At 36.1% G+C, this 18,744-nt stretch carries 20 protein-coding genes; 12 read left to right on the top strand and 8 right to left on the bottom strand.

Features of this window, described 5'->3' with window-relative positions; genetic code table 11:
- Window positions 1-82: 82 nt before the first annotated feature.
- The 3 genes from ACZ5XR_RS11185 (at window position 83) to lepB (ending at window position 3,473) form a co-directional block, all read left to right on the top strand.
- The gene (locus ACZ5XR_RS11185) at window positions 83-481 is read left to right on the top strand and encodes a hypothetical protein (protein ID WP_464501731.1); all 399 of its coding nucleotides are present in this window, start codon (window positions 83-85) and stop codon (window positions 479-481) included.
- A gap of 815 nt (window positions 482-1,296) precedes the next feature.
- Window positions 1,297-1,608, top strand: coding sequence for a hypothetical protein (locus ACZ5XR_RS11190; protein WP_464501732.1), 312 nt, complete (start codon window positions 1,297-1,299; stop codon window positions 1,606-1,608).
- A 1,313-nt stretch (window positions 1,609-2,921) separates the two neighbouring features.
- Window positions 2,922-3,473 carry a signal peptidase I gene (lepB, locus tag ACZ5XR_RS11195; protein WP_464501733.1) on the top strand — a complete coding sequence of 184 codons (552 nt, stop codon included), beginning with the start codon at window positions 2,922-2,924 and terminating at the stop codon, window positions 3,471-3,473.
- A gap of 761 nt (window positions 3,474-4,234) precedes the next feature.
- Here lepB and ACZ5XR_RS11200 read toward each other — a convergent pair.
- Window positions 4,235-4,771: a helix-turn-helix domain-containing protein gene (locus ACZ5XR_RS11200; protein ID WP_464501734.1), complete on the bottom strand. Its 537-nt coding sequence runs from the start codon at window positions 4,769-4,771 to the stop codon at window positions 4,235-4,237.
- Between the two features lie 196 nt (window positions 4,772-4,967).
- Between ACZ5XR_RS11200 and ACZ5XR_RS11205 the strand changes: the two genes are divergently transcribed.
- Genes ACZ5XR_RS11205 through ACZ5XR_RS11220 form a run of 4 tightly spaced genes read left to right on the top strand, consistent with a single transcriptional unit; the run spans window position 4,968 to window position 7,439 of the window.
- Window positions 4,968-5,609, top strand: a complete 642-nt coding sequence (locus tag ACZ5XR_RS11205) for an alpha/beta hydrolase (protein ID WP_464501735.1) — start codon at window positions 4,968-4,970, stop codon at window positions 5,607-5,609.
- Window positions 5,610-5,641: 32 nt separating this feature from the next.
- Window positions 5,642-6,421, top strand: a complete 780-nt coding sequence (locus tag ACZ5XR_RS11210) for a DODA-type extradiol aromatic ring-opening family dioxygenase (RefSeq protein WP_464501736.1) — start codon at window positions 5,642-5,644, stop codon at window positions 6,419-6,421.
- Window positions 6,422-6,456: 35 nt separating this feature from the next.
- The gene (locus ACZ5XR_RS11215) at window positions 6,457-7,230 is read left to right on the top strand and encodes a 2-keto-4-pentenoate hydratase (protein WP_464501737.1); all 774 of its coding nucleotides are present in this window, start codon (window positions 6,457-6,459) and stop codon (window positions 7,228-7,230) included.
- A 14-nt stretch (window positions 7,231-7,244) separates the two neighbouring features.
- Complete coding sequence (locus tag ACZ5XR_RS11220) at window positions 7,245-7,439, top strand: 2-hydroxymuconate tautomerase (protein ID WP_464501738.1); 195 nt, start codon at window positions 7,245-7,247, stop codon at window positions 7,437-7,439.
- 801 nt (window positions 7,440-8,240) lie between these two features.
- Here the strand turns inward: ACZ5XR_RS11220 and corA are convergent.
- The 6 genes from corA to ACZ5XR_RS11250 form a co-directional block, all read right to left on the bottom strand.
- Window positions 8,241-9,170 (bottom strand): magnesium/cobalt transporter CorA, encoded by a 930-nt coding sequence (corA, locus tag ACZ5XR_RS11225; RefSeq protein ID WP_464501739.1) that lies wholly within the window; start codon window positions 9,168-9,170, stop codon window positions 8,241-8,243.
- A 690-nt stretch (window positions 9,171-9,860) separates the two neighbouring features.
- The gene (sigH, locus tag ACZ5XR_RS11230) at window positions 9,861-10,514 is read right to left on the bottom strand and encodes an RNA polymerase sporulation sigma factor SigH (RefSeq protein WP_464501740.1); all 654 of its coding nucleotides are present in this window, start codon (window positions 10,512-10,514) and stop codon (window positions 9,861-9,863) included.
- A 501-nt stretch (window positions 10,515-11,015) separates the two neighbouring features.
- The gene (locus tag ACZ5XR_RS11235; RefSeq protein ID WP_464501741.1) at window positions 11,016-11,315 is read right to left on the bottom strand and encodes a DUF2653 family protein; all 300 of its coding nucleotides are present in this window, start codon (window positions 11,313-11,315) and stop codon (window positions 11,016-11,018) included.
- A gap of 10 nt (window positions 11,316-11,325) precedes the next feature.
- Complete coding sequence (locus ACZ5XR_RS11240) at window positions 11,326-11,751, bottom strand: hypothetical protein (RefSeq protein ID WP_464501742.1); 426 nt, start codon at window positions 11,749-11,751, stop codon at window positions 11,326-11,328.
- A gap of 18 nt (window positions 11,752-11,769) precedes the next feature.
- A complete protein-coding gene (locus ACZ5XR_RS11245) occupies window positions 11,770-11,937 on the bottom strand; it encodes an FbpB family small basic protein (RefSeq protein WP_464501743.1) in 168 nt (55 codons plus the stop codon).
- A gap of 904 nt (window positions 11,938-12,841) precedes the next feature.
- The gene (locus ACZ5XR_RS11250) at window positions 12,842-13,126 is read right to left on the bottom strand and encodes an AbrB/MazE/SpoVT family DNA-binding domain-containing protein (RefSeq protein ID WP_464501744.1); all 285 of its coding nucleotides are present in this window, start codon (window positions 13,124-13,126) and stop codon (window positions 12,842-12,844) included.
- Between the two features lie 350 nt (window positions 13,127-13,476).
- Between ACZ5XR_RS11250 and ACZ5XR_RS11255 the strand changes: the two genes are divergently transcribed.
- The 4 genes from ACZ5XR_RS11255 to ACZ5XR_RS11270 all read left to right on the top strand — a co-directional run bounded on the left by ACZ5XR_RS11255 (window position 13,477) and on the right by ACZ5XR_RS11270 (window position 16,863).
- Window positions 13,477-14,517, top strand: a complete 1,041-nt coding sequence (locus ACZ5XR_RS11255) for a hypothetical protein (RefSeq protein ID WP_464501745.1) — start codon at window positions 13,477-13,479, stop codon at window positions 14,515-14,517.
- Between the two features lie 193 nt (window positions 14,518-14,710).
- Window positions 14,711-15,565, top strand: coding sequence for a YihY/virulence factor BrkB family protein (locus tag ACZ5XR_RS11260; RefSeq protein WP_464501746.1), 855 nt, complete (start codon window positions 14,711-14,713; stop codon window positions 15,563-15,565).
- Between the two features lie 268 nt (window positions 15,566-15,833).
- Window positions 15,834-16,331, top strand: a complete 498-nt coding sequence (locus tag ACZ5XR_RS11265) for a P-loop nucleotide/nucleoside kinase family protein (RefSeq protein ID WP_464501747.1) — start codon at window positions 15,834-15,836, stop codon at window positions 16,329-16,331.
- Window positions 16,332-16,596: 265 nt separating this feature from the next.
- A complete protein-coding gene (locus tag ACZ5XR_RS11270; protein ID WP_464501748.1) occupies window positions 16,597-16,863 on the top strand; it encodes a heterocycloanthracin/sonorensin family bacteriocin in 267 nt (88 codons plus the stop codon).
- A 217-nt stretch (window positions 16,864-17,080) separates the two neighbouring features.
- Here the strand turns inward: ACZ5XR_RS11270 and ACZ5XR_RS11275 are convergent, their stop codons facing one another.
- Window positions 17,081-17,422, bottom strand: coding sequence for a YciI family protein (locus ACZ5XR_RS11275; RefSeq protein ID WP_464501749.1), 342 nt, complete (start codon window positions 17,420-17,422; stop codon window positions 17,081-17,083).
- Between the two features lie 908 nt (window positions 17,423-18,330).
- Here ACZ5XR_RS11275 and ACZ5XR_RS11280 point away from each other — a divergent pair.
- Window positions 18,331-18,738 carry a hypothetical protein gene (locus ACZ5XR_RS11280; protein WP_464501750.1) on the top strand — a complete coding sequence of 136 codons (408 nt, stop codon included), beginning with the start codon at window positions 18,331-18,333 and terminating at the stop codon, window positions 18,736-18,738.
- Window positions 18,739-18,744: the final 6 nt, after the last annotated feature.

The following is an 18,744-nucleotide window of genomic DNA, read 5'->3' on the forward strand; positions in this document are numbered from 1 at the left end:
ATGAGGAGGAATATTTCTGAAAAAGTTTCGTGGGAAAAAGAGATATTTTCATAATATATGGCGGCAAGTAAATAATATTAATTTGGAACTTGATAATGAATCCTGGTTTGAGTTTTATCATATACACCTTGACTGGGCGGGTGTTGGAAATGGAAGTGTTCATTTAAGAAGAGAGCATATAAAAGCATATTTAGCTTTATATAAAAGAGTATTAAATGAGCTAAATATGTTTGAAAAGCCTTTTCAATCTTGGATTTTATTGGATGAAAAAGATTCAGGTCAAGATGCAGTATATATTCATACTCCAAACCCAAGTAGAGATAATTTTCCTCTAAAGGTGGAAGAATTAAACTGGAATTGTAACATCCCTACTTTCTTCAGTGATCTAATAGAATTAAAGGAATTTAATGTGGCTCACTGTAAGTCAGAATCTAAAGGTTGGTATGCTATCCAATCCAAATTTCAGGAAAATAGTTTGTGATTACTTATTCAACTATCGGGTGCTTGAGTGAAAGCTCGATTTCCGGCAAGGATCGCTGTGGCGGTCTTTTATTTGTGTTTAAAAGGTGGGAAGCGATAAGGGAATTTTCACCTTCAATGAATATAGAACATTAGTATTTACATGACATCGTACAAGGAATCTCACAATGGGTAAGTTGACCGCGCGACCTTTTCCGGTATCAAATATGGATCTTGAAGAACCACTACGATTCTATGAGAATTACAGCTCAGAATGAGAAACGTTCTCAAAACATGATCCAACTTTTTTTGTCACATGATGAGAACCATTCTCATAACATGATCCAACTTTATTTTTAGGCAAAACAAAACCCGCACCGGAAGAATGCGGGTTTGCGAGCGTTTTATGTTCCATCTTTTTTTGTCATGAACAACTTGTGTTGAGGACAAAAAAAGATGGAACATAACAAAAAAAGTTGGAGCATAACAAAAAAAGTTGTGTCATAAAAAATGTACGCCTGTCTAAATGGCGGCATTTTTTATTTACCCTACATTATCCTATTAATAGGGTTCCCAAGTGTATTGTTTTTATACGAGGGGGTCTAAATAATTTCAATGACCAGGTGAATTGTCACGGTTTAAATGGGTTAAAGCTTTAATGAACCGTAGGATTCAGTTGATTCACCACCATTTGATCTTGTCGTCAAACTCTTATGAAGGAGAAAGACGAGAGATTTGTTCCGATACAACTTAATTTCCTAAAACAAAAAATGATAAAGGGCTAGGATTAAATACTTTTTAAAGAAAAGGAAAGAAAAGAGAAAGGGGGTAGTACCTTTGCCAAGTCCGGAGATTATGGATATCAGAGTGGAAATTGGATTAGGGTTAGTTCCACTTGCAGAACGGTATAACGAATATTTAAAAAAAGAAATAGTTGTTCTTAGAAAGGAATTGAAAGAAAAATTAGGGATCGATTTACCGGCAGTAATTTTCGAAGATAATCCTGATCTTTGTCCATATTCTAAATGGATTATAAAAATTAATGACAGGATTGTATTTTCAGATGTTTTAAGGACAACAATTGATGACAACTATCCAAGTGATTTAATTGGCAGCTTAAAAGAATCGCTTGGTACATATTTAAATTAAAAAAGGTGGGGATCCACCTTTTTTAAAATTCCTTTTTAATAGGCAATAATTCAGGATATTTATTGAATACGTCTGTTACCTTTTCTCTTATTTTCATATAATCTTGGAGCTCCGTTAGATCTTGACCGCTTTTGCTGATTTCAGGCTCTAAAGTGACGAGGCAGGAGCTTTTCATCTTAAATTCTTTATGATACGATATTTTATGGCTTGGCGATATTGCAGGAAGAATACACTTTGATTCAAAAAGGATAACAGGCGCAAAGTTGAAATTTCAGAACTTGCCAACTTCTTTTTCCGACAAAAAGGGGTTGGTTTTATTATAACATTGCTTGCTCTATCCATTCTAAAATTCGTTTTACCAAGCATTGTGTTTTCTTATCTTTTCAAAAAGGCAAATTTACTTGCTAAACAAAAGAGTAACACGGATTCAAAAGCATTTATTTACCTTGGATTTTTTATTGGCTTTTTGGTGATCGGCGGTTCTATCGACGAAACCATTAATAATTTAATCCAGGTAACTGAATCAATGATTTGCAAAAATTTTCATTAGTAACATCTAAGTTGGCGTGTTCTTAAAGGAACATCGAAACAAATGTAAAATCAGGATCAAGTGTTGGATCTTATGCGCCAATGGTAATCGGTGAATAACCGGCAACTCTTGGTTATCGCCAAGTCTTTTTATTATTTTTATTATTGTTTAAAAATCCTTCCAAGACATCCTCGAAAAATGTAAATCTAATTTACCCCTATCGATGAAAAACAACCTTCATATATTGATGAACCAGGGAGGAGTAATTCATCCTGATGTTCGAACCGCATTTGAGAATGATTCTCAAAATATGTTCCAACTTTTTTTGTCACACGATGAGAACGATTCTCAAAACATGATTCAACTTTATTTTGGAACAAAAGAAAATCCGCACCGGAAGAATGCGGGTTGGCGAGCGTTTTATGTTCCATCTTTTTTTGTCTTGAACACTAAACGCAGTCTATTAAATATTTGGGGCCGCCCAAGCTATGTAACGCATAGAGGATTTAATGGGTGTGTGTCATCTTCAGATAGTAGCGATGATCTTTAAAGAAAGGATATATCTATACTTTCTAATCCCTCTTATAACCAAGGGGAAGTTTTCCTGTAACAATAGTAGCTTTGCTCTTGCTGTTGCAAATTGCAAATTCCCGCAAATTACAGATTACAAAATATAGTGTATAATTATCTTGTTTATGTGTTGGGAAAGAGGGATATTAATAACAAAAATTATATTGTTGTTATCTTTGCCCGTTTCTACATTTTTAAAGGGAGCTATGTGTAATTGGAAAAGAGTAAATCTGAAATTCTTAGTTGGATAAAATCTATTGGAATAGCAGTGATTATTGCAATCATTATAAGGACTTTTCTTTTTACTAATTATGTGGTTGATGGTCCATCAATGATGCCTACCTTACAGAACAACAACCGATTAATCGTGAACAAGCTTGTTTATGAACTTGGTCAACCCCATTATGGTGATATAATCATATTTCACGCAACAGCTAAAAAAGATTTCGTTAAACGTGTAATTGGACTTCCTGGTGATACGATTGAATATAAAAATGATCAATTATACCGTAATGGTAAAAAAGTGGCAGAGCCATACTTGAATGTTTATAAAAAACAGCTAACATCTGGAGAGTTTACAAATGACTTTTCGCTTATTAAATTAACTGGAAAGTTAAAAGTGCCTAAAGGAAAGTTATGGGTTATGGGAGATAATAGACCAATTAGTGAGGACAGTAGGATGATTGGTTTTATTGATGAGAATAAAGTAGTAGGAAAAGTTAGCTTTAGATATTATCCTTTCTCAGAGATTACATATTTTAAATAAAAAGATCTGACCAATTATTAGGGTAGCGAAGCAAGGATTCCTTTCTATGGTTAATGATCGCCTTTTTTCTCAAAACACTTATTTCATTAGTAGTTATATTTGGAACTAAAACATTAACGCTTTAAAACATTGTTATTAATACCATAAAATGGTATTATGGAAATGGAATAAACTTTACGTTTTTTCCCCCTATGAGTTTAGTTTAGACCGCTAAACTTACCTTTTACCCTTGATGCGATTATCAAGGGTATTTTTTTTGTAAAGAAATTTGAGGAGCCTTCTAATGGATTGAGAAGGGTTTTCCTCATTCAAATAATACGTAAGGTAGCAGGTTAGCTTAAGAAGGAGAATAAAAAATCATAACGAATTAATAAGTATTATTAAATGACAGTATTAAAAAAATGATTATCAAAATGGGAGGTAACTATGTCACCACTTACACACTGGGTTGGAATGATGTGGATGATTTTAGGATTGTTTTTGATAATAGGAGGGTGGATCACTCTAGTTATTATGTGGAAGAAATCAGATAAAGAATAGTTTACCCTTGAAGAAGGAAATGGTACTTAAACATACGCGTGCCTGAGCTAAACAAAGAGTCGCAGCTGGGGCTTTTTTTTGTTTCGCTAACTGGTCAGGTTAGAAAAGGAAAAGATTACGCAATTTAACCAACTGTTCATTAGTGATCTCTTTTTTGCATTTCCTGAAAATAAAAAGCTAGGATAATAAGCAAATCCTAGCTTTAGGAAGCCGTTTCTTAATTAAACCTCCGATACTTCGGTAAAGACAGCAATTAAAACTTTGGCAATGTCATCTCCAATATTTTTAACGTAGTGAGGGACACTTGCACACCAGCTGAACGTATCTCCTTGCTCTAAAATATAGGAGTCTTCTCCTTGTTCTGCGAGAATTTTCCCCTTAAGGACTAAGTGGCATTCTTCTCCTTCATGTGCATTTTTTCCTCCAGTAGAAGCTCCTGGGGGGAATTCCACTAATCTGACGCTTAATCCTCCTCGTGATGCTAAGTGCTCCACTTTTAATTTAAACTCGTTAGAAGTCGTTATTTCTCGTTCGTCTTTTCGGATTACTGTCATATGTTCATCCTTTTCTAAAAGTAGATAGGGTAAAGGAACCTTTAAAAAAGCTGCGATCGTTTGTAATGTACTTATGGATGGAGAAGTGTTGTTGTTTTCAACGTTGCTTATAAATCCCTTCGAAAGTCCAGTTTCCTCACACATTTGCGCAATCGTTATTTTTTTCCTATTTCTAATGGCACGTATTTTAGAACCGATATCCATATTTATCACCTCAAAAAAGTTTACTAATAGTGAATATAATTTCATATTAACAAAAAACTAATTGACATTCCATATTCATTTTTAGTATTCTTTAAGAGAACTAAGATTCATATAAGTGAACTTTTTGAAAGAAAAACATATTGTTATTTATTTTTTGTTTTTAAAATCAGAGTAAATACAAGGAGGTTTATTACTAATGGAAACTGAAATGATTTATGAACTTCGCCGTCCTAAGAATATTATTCCAGGGAAAAAGTATCCTGCGTTGTTTGTCATGCATGGTATTGGAAGCAATGAACATAACATGCTTTCACTAGTAAGTGGTCTAGAGGAGTCCTTCTTTATTTTTAGTGTAAGGGGACATTTGACCCAAGGACCGGGATTTGCCTACTTTACAATCCAAGGCTATGGAAAACCACATCGTGAAGTATTTGACGACGGAATTAAAAAGCTCACTAACTTTATTGATTATGCATCAATTCATTATGAAATAGACCCAGAGCAATTATACTTGTTGGGCTTTAGCCAAGGAGCCATTGTTTCCATGACTTTAGCTCTCACTCTTGGAAAGATTAAGGGTGTAGTGGCTCTCAGTGGTTATATTCCTCAATTTGTAAAGGAAGAATACACGATAAACCCAAGCAATCGTTTATCCGTGTTTGTATCACATGGTGAATATGATCAGGTTCTCCCATATGATTGGGGCAGAGAAAATGTAGAATATTTCAATAAGCTTGGGGTTCCCGTTACTTTTAAATCTTACCCGGAGGGGCATACTGTATCCGAAAAAAATCTTCAGGATTTTCAATCTTGGATCTTAAGTGATTTACAAAGATAAAAATACAAACAAATTAGGGAGGGAAATGAAAGATGATTCCATCATTTTTTATTGCTCACGGTTCGCCATTACTTGCGATTGAAAATAACGATTATACAAAATTTTTAAATCAACTAGGTCAAAACCTTCCTCGCCCAAAAGCTGTTGTTTTGTTTTCAGCCCATTGGGAATCCAATGTTCAACAGGTAAGCCATGTTGATCAGTATCGTACGATTTATGATTTCGGCGGATTTGATCCGCACCTTTACACAATCCAATATCCTGCTCGTGGGAATCACGACATTGCAAAAGAAATAGAAGACCTATTCATTAAAAATGGTATTCCTTTTGAAAATGACACGACTCGTGGACTAGATCACGGAGCTTGGGTAGTACTGCGTATGCTTTATCCGAATGCAGATATTCCGGTAATTGCCATGTCAGTGAATCCGAATCTAACTCCTGATGAGCAATATAACATCGGAAAATCTCTATCAGATTTAAGAGAAAAGGATATTTTAATTATCGCAAGCGGGGGAACCGTTCATAATTTAAGAGCCTTAAAGTGGGCTGACAATGGAGAAGTTGATTCATGGGCGCTTGAATTTGATAATTGGTTAGCACAAAAACTTGAAAATTGGGATTTAGAATCTCTATTTAATTATCATTCGCTTGCTCCTAATGCATCACTTGCGGTACCTTCATACGGGAATGAGCATTTTATTCCAATCTTTTATGCAATGGGTGCTGCTGACAACGATCCAAAGGCGACTTTACTTCATCGTAGTTTTCGATATGGAAACCTTAGTCATAGTGTTTGGCAATTTGGATAATATCCATGAATTTATTAAAAATGGAGTATGGGAGCATGAATCTAAATCTTATTGCAAACGAAATCTATCATCATCAAAAAAGTGCTATTGAAATGGAGCAAATCTCTGTACGCTACCCTACTATTACTATTGAGGATGCTTATAAAATTCAAGAAATCAACATCGAAAAGGACTTACAAACTGGTGACCAGTTTGTTGGCTGGAAAATGGGCCTGACAAGTTTGGCGAAGCAACAATCAGTTGGAGTAAATCAACCCATCTACGGAAGATTGCTTAAGTCAATGGACATGTCCAATAACGAACTTTCTTTGGAAGGTTTGATTCATCCGCGAGTTGAACCGGAGTTTGCTTTCGTAATTAATAAAAAACTTGAAGGAAATAACGTCACCGAGCAAGATGTTTGGCAGGCTACAGAAGGCATTATGCTGGCATTAGAGGTCATTGATAGTCGTTATAAAGATTTTTTATTTAACCTGAAAGATGTGGTTGCTGATAATGCTTCCAGTGCAAGGTTTTTGATTTCAGAACAAATGTACAAACCCGGACAGTTTCAATGGGAAAAAGCCAATGTTCGAATGAAGTTGAATGGTAAAGTAATTCAAGAAGGAAAAGGTTCGGCTGTTATGGGAAATCCTGTTTGTTCGGTGGTTGAATTAGTTAAAATGTTACATTCCTCTGGGCTTTGTATTGAAGATGGGATGATTGTGTTGACCGGCGGAATAACAGAAGCCATTCATGTTTTTAGTGGGGATTCTATTGAGGTTGAATTTGATGAGTTGAGTAAAATTAATCTAATAGTCAGCAAATAATTAGGAGGTTTAAAATGCCAATTGTTCAGGTACACTTGCTTGAGGGTAGATCGAAAGAATTAAAACAGCAATTGATTTCAGAGATTACGGCAGCAGTTAGTAAGACATTAGGTAATTCACCTGAATCAATCCGAGTATTATTACATGATGTGCCACAAGAAAATTGGGGAGTCGCTGGTATGCCAATAAGTAACAGACAAAATAATTGAGTATCATAATATATTTTACTAATATATCTCGAATTAGTAATAATCAATTCTGAGATTTATAAACAAAAAAATTGTAAGTTAAAAGGAAAGATGATAACGGTATCTACATTGGAGATAGTAACTATAATTATTAATTTGGTGGGGAAGGCTTTCGAGCTTTCTCTTTTTATATGTCCTTATTGGGTAGCCATTCCCATATGGAAACCAAAAATCTATTGTCGGGAGACTCAAAATCAAAGGAGTGTACAGATCGTTGTATCTAATCCACCGGGATATTTGATATGCCATTTCAAAGAAGTGATTCGTCTCGATTTTCTTTCTCAATATTGCACCGAATACAGATACCTACAGCACTAATGCCAAGATTCAAGGCACATCTGTTATTCAAACAAAATTAGTAAAGTTGCAGGTGACAGGAAAAATTTTCCATTAATTCAGAGGAGCTTAATTGCTACTCTTTTTTACTTCTCTTAAGATTTTATTAAGAAATACCAAAATGATAGTCGTAAAGATAGTGGTCATTATTCCTCCACCAATGACTATGGATACAATAGTCTTTCTGACCTTATTGGGTGTTGTGAAATTCATGTGAATTCTCCTTTTTATTGCGGTGTCCTCGATAGTTTGTCCCATTTCGACTCGATTAACAAGTATAACCCATAATCGATTGTTATTGAATAAGAAGTAATAATTAAAATAATAAAAAGCTTGGCAACTAAGTATTTTGCCAAGCTTTTTTTTTCAAAAAATCATTGGGACCCTTATAAGATTAGGGAAAACGTTAATACATTAAGATGATGTTTAAATCCATTTTTTTTTCTTAAAGTAAAACACCATGATCAAGATTAAAACAATCATAATCCCCCATACGTAGGCGTATCCAAAACTCCAATTATATTCGGGAATCCCTTTTAAATTCATCCCATAAAGACCAACCACAAAAGACAATGGCAGAAATAAAGTGCTCCATATTGTCAAAGTCTTCATAATTTCATTCATCCTGTCAGCTTTCATTGAAATTTGCATATCGAGAAGACCTGTCAGTGCATCCCGAAACATATCAATGGAATCGATTACCCTCGAGATATGGTCAAACACATCTACGAAATATACATCCGCTTCGGGTTTAGTATAGGGAAAGTGTTGATGGCTAATATTGCCTAACACCGTTCGCTCATCAACAAAAATCTTTCTTAGTGTATGAGTAGACCTTTTGAGTCGAAAAACCTCCTGTGCAATGGACGTATATGGATTTATATGGATCAATTCTTCCCATTCTTCAATCTTATCGTCTAAATGATCTACTACCATCGCATATTCATCTACACATTGATCCATGATATGGTATAAGATTTGAGCGGGAAACTCCATTTTCCCCTCAATCGTTTTAAATTGCTCGTACAATCTCTCCAATACAGGAATATCGTGTTTATAAATCGTTACAACATAATTGGAGCCCACCACCAGGCCGATTTCAATAGGATTGTGATGATCGTCTATTGCAAAAAAGGAGATGAAAATATGATCCGGGTACCGATCCATTTTAGGACGCTGATTTAACTTGATGCCATCTTCTACGACTAGTGTATGACAATTAAGTAAATCATGAAGAACATATTTAACCTCATTCGGTTTTGGATCGTAAAGACGAATCCAGACAACCTCGTGCTCACTTGGTTTTCGAATTTTCTCCGTAGTGGTTTTTTTAGAAATTTGATCATACACTAGCATTTTAAATCTCCTCTCATAAAAAATCGATATCCTCATTATAATTGATTATAAAGCTCGTTGAAACATTGCATAGTAGTTACCACAGTTGAAACCAAGATGATCCACGTCTTAGTCCACCTAGCATTTAATTTAAGGAATTAAGAATGAAAAAGATAATTCAATTAAGTACTTTTTGTGGTGTGACTTTAGTTTTAGCTAATCTCGCATTAGACACTTTAATAAAAGGGGATTAGAAGATGTAATATTAACAGGAGTTGTTTTAATGACAATCCACGCAACAATCGTTCCTGAGACTTCGGTTTCACTATGGATTAACAGATAGGGTGGACTTTTCTTTTTTAGTGGGTTCATTGTGGGAGGCATTGAAGCATATTTGAAAAGAGAGAATTGCCGTTTTATAAGGATTTGCAAAATTTAATATGGATTTTTGGAGAGAGAACTATGTTTTGAGAATGGGGGGGCTATAGAATCGAAGAAAAAAACTTGCTTATCTTAATTATTAATTGTTTTAATTGCTTTTCTAATTTCCACAATTAACTATAGAACGGCATATAAAGGGTTAAGAAGATAGTTTAGATTTTCGGTGTCAAAAAACTTCATAAACCAGAAAAATGGCGTACCAAAACTGTTGTCAATTTACACGCCATTTTCCTTGCCATTTATATGATATGTACCTCAAAACTCAACCCTTTAGATTTTTCCACTACGTTCCTTTAAAAAATGTTTTTCAATTTTCCTTTTTACTCTCATTAACGCATTATCAATTGATTTTATATGGGTATTTAATATTTCAGACATTTCAACATATGTCAATCCTTCTAGGTATAAAGAGAGGACATTCTTTTCTAAATCGCTAAGTAACGTAGATAGCCTATCATCCAATTCATTTTTTGATTCCTTTTGTATCGTAATAACAGCCGGATCTTCCGAAAACGTTCCTGGTAAAATGTCCAATAGCCTAACCTTACTTTCATCCTCATACGCAGGTTTATCTAAAGAAATATACGAATTTAATGGACCGTGTTTCTTTCTATTTGAAGTCTTAATCGCAGTTATTATTTGTCGATTTACACAAAGATCAACAAATGAAATAAAAGAAAGCATCCTTTCGATATTGTAGTCTCTAATGGCTTTATATAATCCGATCATACCCTCTTGGAAAATATCTTCTTTGTCTCCACCTATTAAAAAATATTTAGTCGTCTTTGAGCGGACAAAGTTTTTATATTTATTAATTATATATTCAACGTGCTCGATTTCCCCGTTATGTATTTTTTCTATTAAAAGTTCATCCTCTAAAGTATCGATGTTATGATTTTCGTTGTTTGGTATAGTTGTAGCCATTAGCTCTCCCTCATTTTTCAACCTTCTATAGTAAAAGCGTTTACATATATTTTAACTTATTATTGGAAATTATTTAATTGCAATAGTTCGACTAATAACAACAAAAATTCCCAAAAGGTTGAATAATGTGTCAAATCGAGTCTGATGGTCAAAAATACAATGTAAGTCATATCACATTTAATGAATTGTAGTAATCATGGCAAACAAAGCCGTTTACAAAGTTCTAACAGCGATTACTATTTGAACCCAATTCCACTATCGAAAGCGACTTAACTGCAATTAAAATGCCATACATAACTAAATTCCCTTTCAATAAAAAAAAGCTCCTATTTGGAGCGTTTAACAATGTATTATTTATGGCGAAGGCCATTAATCAATAAACATCCTACAAATATTACTATAGATAAAATAAACGCTGCAAATAGCGAATTTAATAACGTTATCATCATCTGGAACACTCCCTTTCAATATATTCTTGATTCAATTCCCATGCGTTTTTATTTAAAAATTACTCACCAAAATCGAAGCGGTGATTCCTTCATTTTCAGTAAATTCCAACTCTACCTGCAGGTGGTTGGGATGGAAGTTGTGGTAGTCGCGCAAGTAGACCGCGACCGCATCAATGACATCCTGTTCATTATATCTTCTGATTCTTCCGCGTACATTAGCTGTCGCGGAAAACCCTATGGATGGATTAAACACTAAATCAACATCAATTTCCTCGGCATTGGTATACTCCCTAGTAGCTGTAAAAACACAGACACTATCGACAAGATCTTGTTCATTCAATACTAATTTCATAATTTACCTCCTAGTAACGCCTTCTTGAGAAAATCCCTTTGATAATCCGCACTACAATCAGAATCAAAATAAGGTCGAAAAGAAAACCGAACATCGAGAATCCGTTGGAATGTCCAAAATAAAGTCCGCCAAATGGGTGTAACATACTGCCTAAAAACGTTCCTGCCCCAAAAGCTGCGGCATGACTCCAAAAGCTGCCGCTTCTTAAAGAAGAACCGGTATAAGACGTAGCCCTGGTCCTAGCCCTAGACACACTGCTTGATGGCGATTTGTATCCGGAGTAGTAAGTGCTGCCCGAATGTGAACCGACTAAGGAACTATGGCTGAAGGAGCTATGGCTGAACGAGCTATGTCCCCCGTTGAACCCTCTTGCTTCGGTCGTACTCGGAACCACGAGGGTAAACAGTAAAACAAACGCAATGATTAATTTTTTCATCTATAATTCTCCTTGTTTTTAATAAAGTTGAAACCTTTTTAAGTGTTTTTCCTCCATTTTTTTCTCAATATTATCTAATCCCACAAGGCTTTTGATGATTTCCTTTTTATTATTCAAAACTAATTGCTTAATGCTTATAATCCGTCTTCTCATGCTGACTGACACCTCTATTTGCTTTATGTCCATTAATTTACTCCCTATATCTGAAAAAACTGTGACTAAAAACAGAAAAATAAATAAAAGTAAACAAAAGAAATCATTAAAAAATTCAAAATGGGGGAGGGAATGGAGCCGCTTTTTCGGCTTTCTGCGTGACTTGAACCGTGTGTTTCTTTGGTGCGACTACATTTTCCTCAATGGTGCAGGCAGCAAGGAGCATAATGGCGGAGACTCGGATAGCCTTAATAGATAGCCGGCTCATAAATAAAACAGGGAATGAGGATGATCCTCATTCCCTGTTTTGTGTTTCCATTATTTGCAGTAATTTGTAATGTCAAATATTTAATGAATTCTGTTAAGAATTAGATTTGTCTTTCGAAGACTTTGCCCACGAAATAGATAGCCATAGTGATATAATGAAGGATAGTATCCCCGCAATTATTTTACTATACCGTTTATTCTGGTCTATAAATAATTCATATATACTATAGATATAACCTGAACAAATTATGATAAAATCAAAAATCTTCATTTTTTACTCCTTTACTTGTTGAAAGGTTTCGATTAAAATTTTCTTTTTTATGGCTATCTCAAGAAGTTTTCTTTTGTCAAGTTGTTACTGCCACTATCTATGTATTCTAAGAAATTTCAGAGAAAAGTAAATCCTTCTATTTTCCTTTAGCCTTTATACCTATCTATGCTTCTTGAATTAATGAATGGAATAACTGAAATAGTGAAGTCAAAGACTTTGTGTAAAAAGTGTGGACCAGAGGATATATGAAGTAAGAACTCTAGTAGAACAGAAACAGTACCGTTAAGAGATATACAGTTTCAGAAGAAGATTTTGTATTTTATTGAGGAATCAGCCATATTGGTATAAAAAATAAAAAGCTCTCGAATCTATGATTCTGGAGCCTTTTATTTAAATATATTATTTTGCTAATTCAAAGTTTGCCATGATTTCTTTCAAAAGGTGCTCTGCTCCTTCACGGCTAAGAATTAATTTTCCACCCGCAAGCTTATGGTTATCGTCAGAAACATCACCGGTAATGGCACAAGTCATATTTGGTTTATATTTTTTTAAGATAATACGGTCTTCATCTACATAAATTTCGAGTGCATCTTTCTCAGCGATATCAAGTGTACGTCTTAATTCGATCGGAATAACCACGCGTCCTAATTCATCAACTTTACGAACAATACCAGTAGATTTCATTTCTTTAAGCCTCTCTCTGTTTATGATCTATTTCTATTTTGAAATTCGCTATTATTCGACAAATTCCCTACTTATTCACGATACCATCCGTTCCCATATCCGTCAATTATTATAAATTTAAAATTAGATTAGAATTTGATTAAAAAAATATATTTCATTCCTAAGTCAGTAAGGGAGTGTGAAGGTTTGTACTTAAACGAAGGAGGTTAGCACAATAAGAAATTCTTTAATTAATACTCTTTTTTTCGTCAAAAAATTCTATTGATATTTTCTTACCCAATCTTCCTCCTAAATGGTAGAATAGTATATTGGAAGTACATTTAAAAGAGGGAAAATAGGGGGATAAAAGGATGAAAAAAACAATACTCGCAGTCGGCGCATCGGTACTGATGCTTTCTGCATGCTCTCCTGTCAAAGGGCTCAATTTGAACAATATGTTGTTAAGCGGAACGAACATCAAGTCGGAACAAAGTTATCTTACGGTAAAACTTCATCTCAACTATAACAGCAAGACGATCAAAGACAAACAATACATAACGTTTTTGAATCTTTTGAATAATCTGAAATTTGAAGTCCAAACCAAGATGCAAAATACAAAGACGGCGTCACTCGGCGGATTTATCCAAGTTAAGCAGGGGAAAATCCCGTTCCAGCTTTATTCTGATTCCAAAGGAATGGTTCTGCTCATCGATAATGCATCAAAAGCCATTCGCATTCCTGTACAAGACGATACAGTAGCAAATGAGCAGATGGTTCAAACGATTCAATCCAAGCTTTTGCCAGCAGTCGTCAATGATCTGCCGAATCCTAACCACATTCATGTGTACCCAAATGTTCAGTATAAAGTACATGGGGAAAAAATTTCTGGTCACAAAATCCACGCCGAAGTGTATGCGAACGAGGTACCGAATCTATTCATGTCTTTCCTAGATCACTTATCGCGCGACCAGAAGGGGCTTGCCGAGACGGCTGCTTTAATAAATGAAATCAGTAAAGCCGAAGGCGCGCCGATGGGGATGACGGCAGCAGAGTTAAAAGATTCGATTCTTCAGTTCAAAGAACAGGTGAAGGAAATGATTCCGGATCTGAAGGCATCCGGCGCACTTGATCACCGGAATTTCCTGAAAACCGACATTTTAGTCGACAAATCGATGCACGAACGGAAAGCGGAGACCGTGATTGCGTTGAATCATCTGCCAGATGACACCGATGGATTAAAAGGAATCACGCTGAACATGACACAAGAAAGATGGAACCTGAACAAAAAGGTAACGGCTCAAAAAATCAACCGAAAAAAATTCCTGAGTCCGGATGCTTCCGAGAAAGAGTTTTTATCGACATTGGACAAAAAACACAGCGTCCTTTACAAGGTGCTTCAATCGTTGAATTAGGAAAAAAGGCGGGAGATTGCTCCCGCCTTTTTTCTAAGACTCAAGCTGTATGCCTTTTAGACCACTGAGTACAGATCCAGGAAGGATAGGTATTTTTTTCTGTATAATCATTTTTTTTCGACTCCGCTTTGCATTGTATGGGACCCGCCCGCACAAACTATATAGACAGAATACTAGGGAAGGTTTGTCGCAGATGCAGAAAGTAAAAATGTTTTTCAAAACTTTGATTCAAGGCTTTTTTCATCACAATATTATGTATTTAGGTTCCATCATTGCATATTTTGGATTTGCTTCGACTATTCCTCTAACGTTGCTGTTGATTTTTTTTGCATCTTTATTTATTGACGGTACAGCTGTTGAGCAGTTTCTCGATCAGCTGTTTCAATCATTTATCCCTTCCATGCCTAAAGGTGAATCATTTGTTACGACCACCATCGATCATCTAACTCAATTCCGTACTGCGGTGGGGATAATGGGCATTGGTGGACTGCTGTTGGCATCTATTGGCGGTTTCCTGTCTTTGCAAACAACGCTCGACAAGATTTGTGAAGTTCGTAAACACCGTTCCTTTATTAAGCAGTACGTGATGGGGTTCGTGATGTTGGGTTTTTTGCTTCTATTAATTCTTTTGTCATCTCTTCTAACGGCGGTTTCACCCAAAGTCGCCATGAGTATCGCAAAATTTAATGGATTCGAATGGGTTCACATTGTTCACACCATGTCAGGGACGTTCTTCTTGGTCTTCATGTTCGTAACCTGCTTTCTCTGCTATCGGGTTCTTCCTTCGGCAGCCCTCTCGGTGAAAGCTTTGCTGACAGGAGCGATTGTGACCACAATAGGTGTTTACGTTGCACGCCAGTTGTTCGTTATTTATACCCATCATTTAGGGAATTACGAATTGATATATGGGACACTAACGTTTACAACACTGGTCACGTTTTGGATCTATATTGTGAGCGTCCTCTTTTTGTTTGGCATGGAGTTATGTGTCACGGTTGACCGTGTTCGTGGGTTACACCCATTACATAAGGATTATCAACCACAATAAAGCATAATCCTTTAGGGAGAATAGTTGAACCAATTTTTAGGATAAATTAGGCTAACTAGAGTTTGGGTTCAGGAAGGATTACTGCGGTAATCCTTTTTTGTTGTTGAGCTAACGCATTACGGTTGTTAAAGAAGGAATATAAGTGGATTGGTAGAATAAGTAAATTAGATATAAATCCTAACATCTAAATATTACTAAGAGGAGAATGTCTATGGGAACTAACGAAGTAAAAAGTTTAAACTAAAATAAGCGCGGGGGGTTAAAAAATATGAAACAATTGGGGACGCTATACTTTTTCTGTGGAAAAATGGGAGCTGGAAAATCAACTAAATCAAAACAACTCGCGATAGATAAACATGCGGTACTGTTGTCTGAGGATGAATGGCTTTCATCTCTTTACCCCAATCAGATTGCAACATTTGAGGACTATCTAAAATTCTCAGCGCAGCTCAAGCCGTTGGTGAAAAAGCATGTCCAAAACATATTAAGTGTCGGTACAAATGTAGTGCTGGATTTTCCAGCTAACACTCAAAAACTGCGAAATTGGTTTTTGGATTTGGCGTCAGAGGTCAATGCAAGCCATCAACTAATTTTCCTTAATCTAAAGAACGAACAATGCTTACGTCAAATTGCCCAAAGGCGTAAAGAACAACCCGAAAGGGCCGCTTTTGACACGGAAGAGGTGTTTATTCATGTTACTAGTTTTTTTGAACCACCAGAGGCATCTGAGGGTTTAAATATTTTAGAGTTTAGCGAAAAAGAATAACAAGGTTTTTAGAGGAAAATTATCTTGTCATATTACAAATTATTAGCAATGAAACAAGAATCTTGATTTAGGCTAATTCTTTTTAATCAACATTCCATAAAACCTCAACATGAAATAGGCTCCTTATTTAGTAACAGGTACCTAAGAGGATTCATAATTTGTTGAAGAGAGTACACAAGATTATCTAATGTTTTGACACATAACTGACAATTTATTGTTTTATTCTCTTTAGGTTGAATCTGTTTAAAATAAAGGGGAGGTAAAAATGCAAAATTTTCAAAATATCCTTCAAGTGTTGGGAATCGATCCTTTTCAAGTTGGTGTGCTTGCTCCAATCAATCCACAGAGCCTGGATCCGCGCCTGCATGGCGGGATGCATTGTGGAGGTGCGCGCTGCGGGGGTTTTCATTGCGGGGGTTTCCATTGCGGGGGTTTTCATTGCGGAGGTTTCCATTGCGGGGGTTTTCACTGCGGTGGCTTTCGTTGCGGCGGTTTTAGCTGTTTTAACTGTGTCGGCATTGTTGTTATTTAAAAATTTCCGGAGAAAATTTACGAAAAGAAAATGCCCCTGCAGATACTTTGCAGGGGCATGGCTTTATAGTTTATTATATTAGAGAAAAAATTGTACATAAACTGACAATTCGCTAGTAGTACTTTTAGGTGTTGCTCGTTGTCGTTGCCGAAGGTTTTATTATCTGACCGACTGCGCCCTGAGTCCATGCCGTTCAGTTGCTTCCGTCAGTCCTCCGTCAGTGAAACGGGCGCACCTCGACGGGCGCCCGACACGCGACTGCAGCCTTGCGCCCCCACGCCAACGCTTCATCCAAGTCAGAGGCTTCCAGCACCCAAAAACCGCCCACGTGCTCCTTGGTCTCCAGGTACGGCCCGTCGGTGATGAGCACCTCACCATCGGGCTGCACCCGTAGCGACTTCGCACTGCTTGCCGGGTGCAGGCCGCCAACGAAAATCCTGACACCAGCAGCGATCATCTCGTCGTTAAGCGCGTCGATATCGCGGGACATCGCTTCGTCCTCTGCGACGGACGGGTCGTAGTCGTCGGGATGGTGAATAGCAACCAAATACTTAGTCATGACTTCTCCTCCTCCTCCTCGTATTTTAATTTAAAAGCAATTACTCCTATACTAGTTATACCATATATACCCAAAATTACCAGTTTCCTTTTTATAAACAACCAACATTCGTTTCAATATATTGAGGTAAAAAAAATTGATAGATAAGGGAAAATGTAACTTGGATGATACTTATAAAATGACGGCGAAAAAAGACGGGAATGTTACTATTTTGAGATAAACTCACTTTAAAAAAGATGTTTTGTCCTTAATCGAGTGACCAGCAAAAGAAAATAAGCGGAGATTTTTCGGTTAGATGCAGGATGGAACTTGTTTCGGGGTATATAAGGGGAAGTTTTCCGATTATGAAAAGCAAGATGGCCATATTTTCACGTTTTTCAAGTCAATAGGCGGAATCTCTCCGTCTATTTAAGCCATTTTTAATAATAATTACTACTTAAGCGAAATTTTTCCATCTATTTATCAGTTCGGATGCTTAATCTAATCCTCCAACCGATAAGTGCGGAGGCTTAGGCTTTCGGACTTTCATACTCTTCCTTCCATTATTTGCTTTCGATAATGGACGACTGTTAGTAATTTATAACCCCTTATCTTTGGGGGTTAATCATAGGATCCTCCGTAAATTTACCATAACATTTTTCCAGCGCCGCTTCAATTGTGTCGGGTGTAGGCAGTCCTTTTCTCATTATTGATGTTTAACTAGAGTACTAGAAGACGGAAAAACTAGATAAGATACCAATTTTAATATTAAAATCTTATTTTAATGGGGTGTTTGGGGAGATGCAATATTGTCACTCTTTTTTTGTTATCAAATGAATCATAAAAATGATTTTTAAAGAGTTAGACAAGCGTATAAGAGATCCTATTTATCTTGAATACATCATTATATCAAAGAAAGGAGTGATAATTTGACATACGAACAATATTTGCGGAATCGTGAAAATCGATTAAGAGACCGTAACCAAGGAAATTGTAATTGCAATCCCCCTGAGTTGTTTATCTGTTCTTGCAGCAGTTCGAGCATTAGAGTGATCTATCGAACTGAACAACAAAATGTATTCGCTGCTGACTTATATTTAGATTGCTCAGGTGCCTGTTATGGGAGAGACCAAGAAATCATTAAAGAATGGAGACTTAATCGTATTTCAGGAAATGTTGCAATCCAGGGTCCTAATTATCATGAGACTGTTACAGTAGTTGGAACAGGCGAGTTTACGCTCACTCTAAATGCCTTATTTCGCTGTAGATATTTTGAAAATGTTAATGCATTTGAAGACTGTCCACGTACCTTAACTAGCGGACTATTTAGATTATAATTTCAA

Source organism: Neobacillus sp. Fa239 (assembly GCF_055395235.1).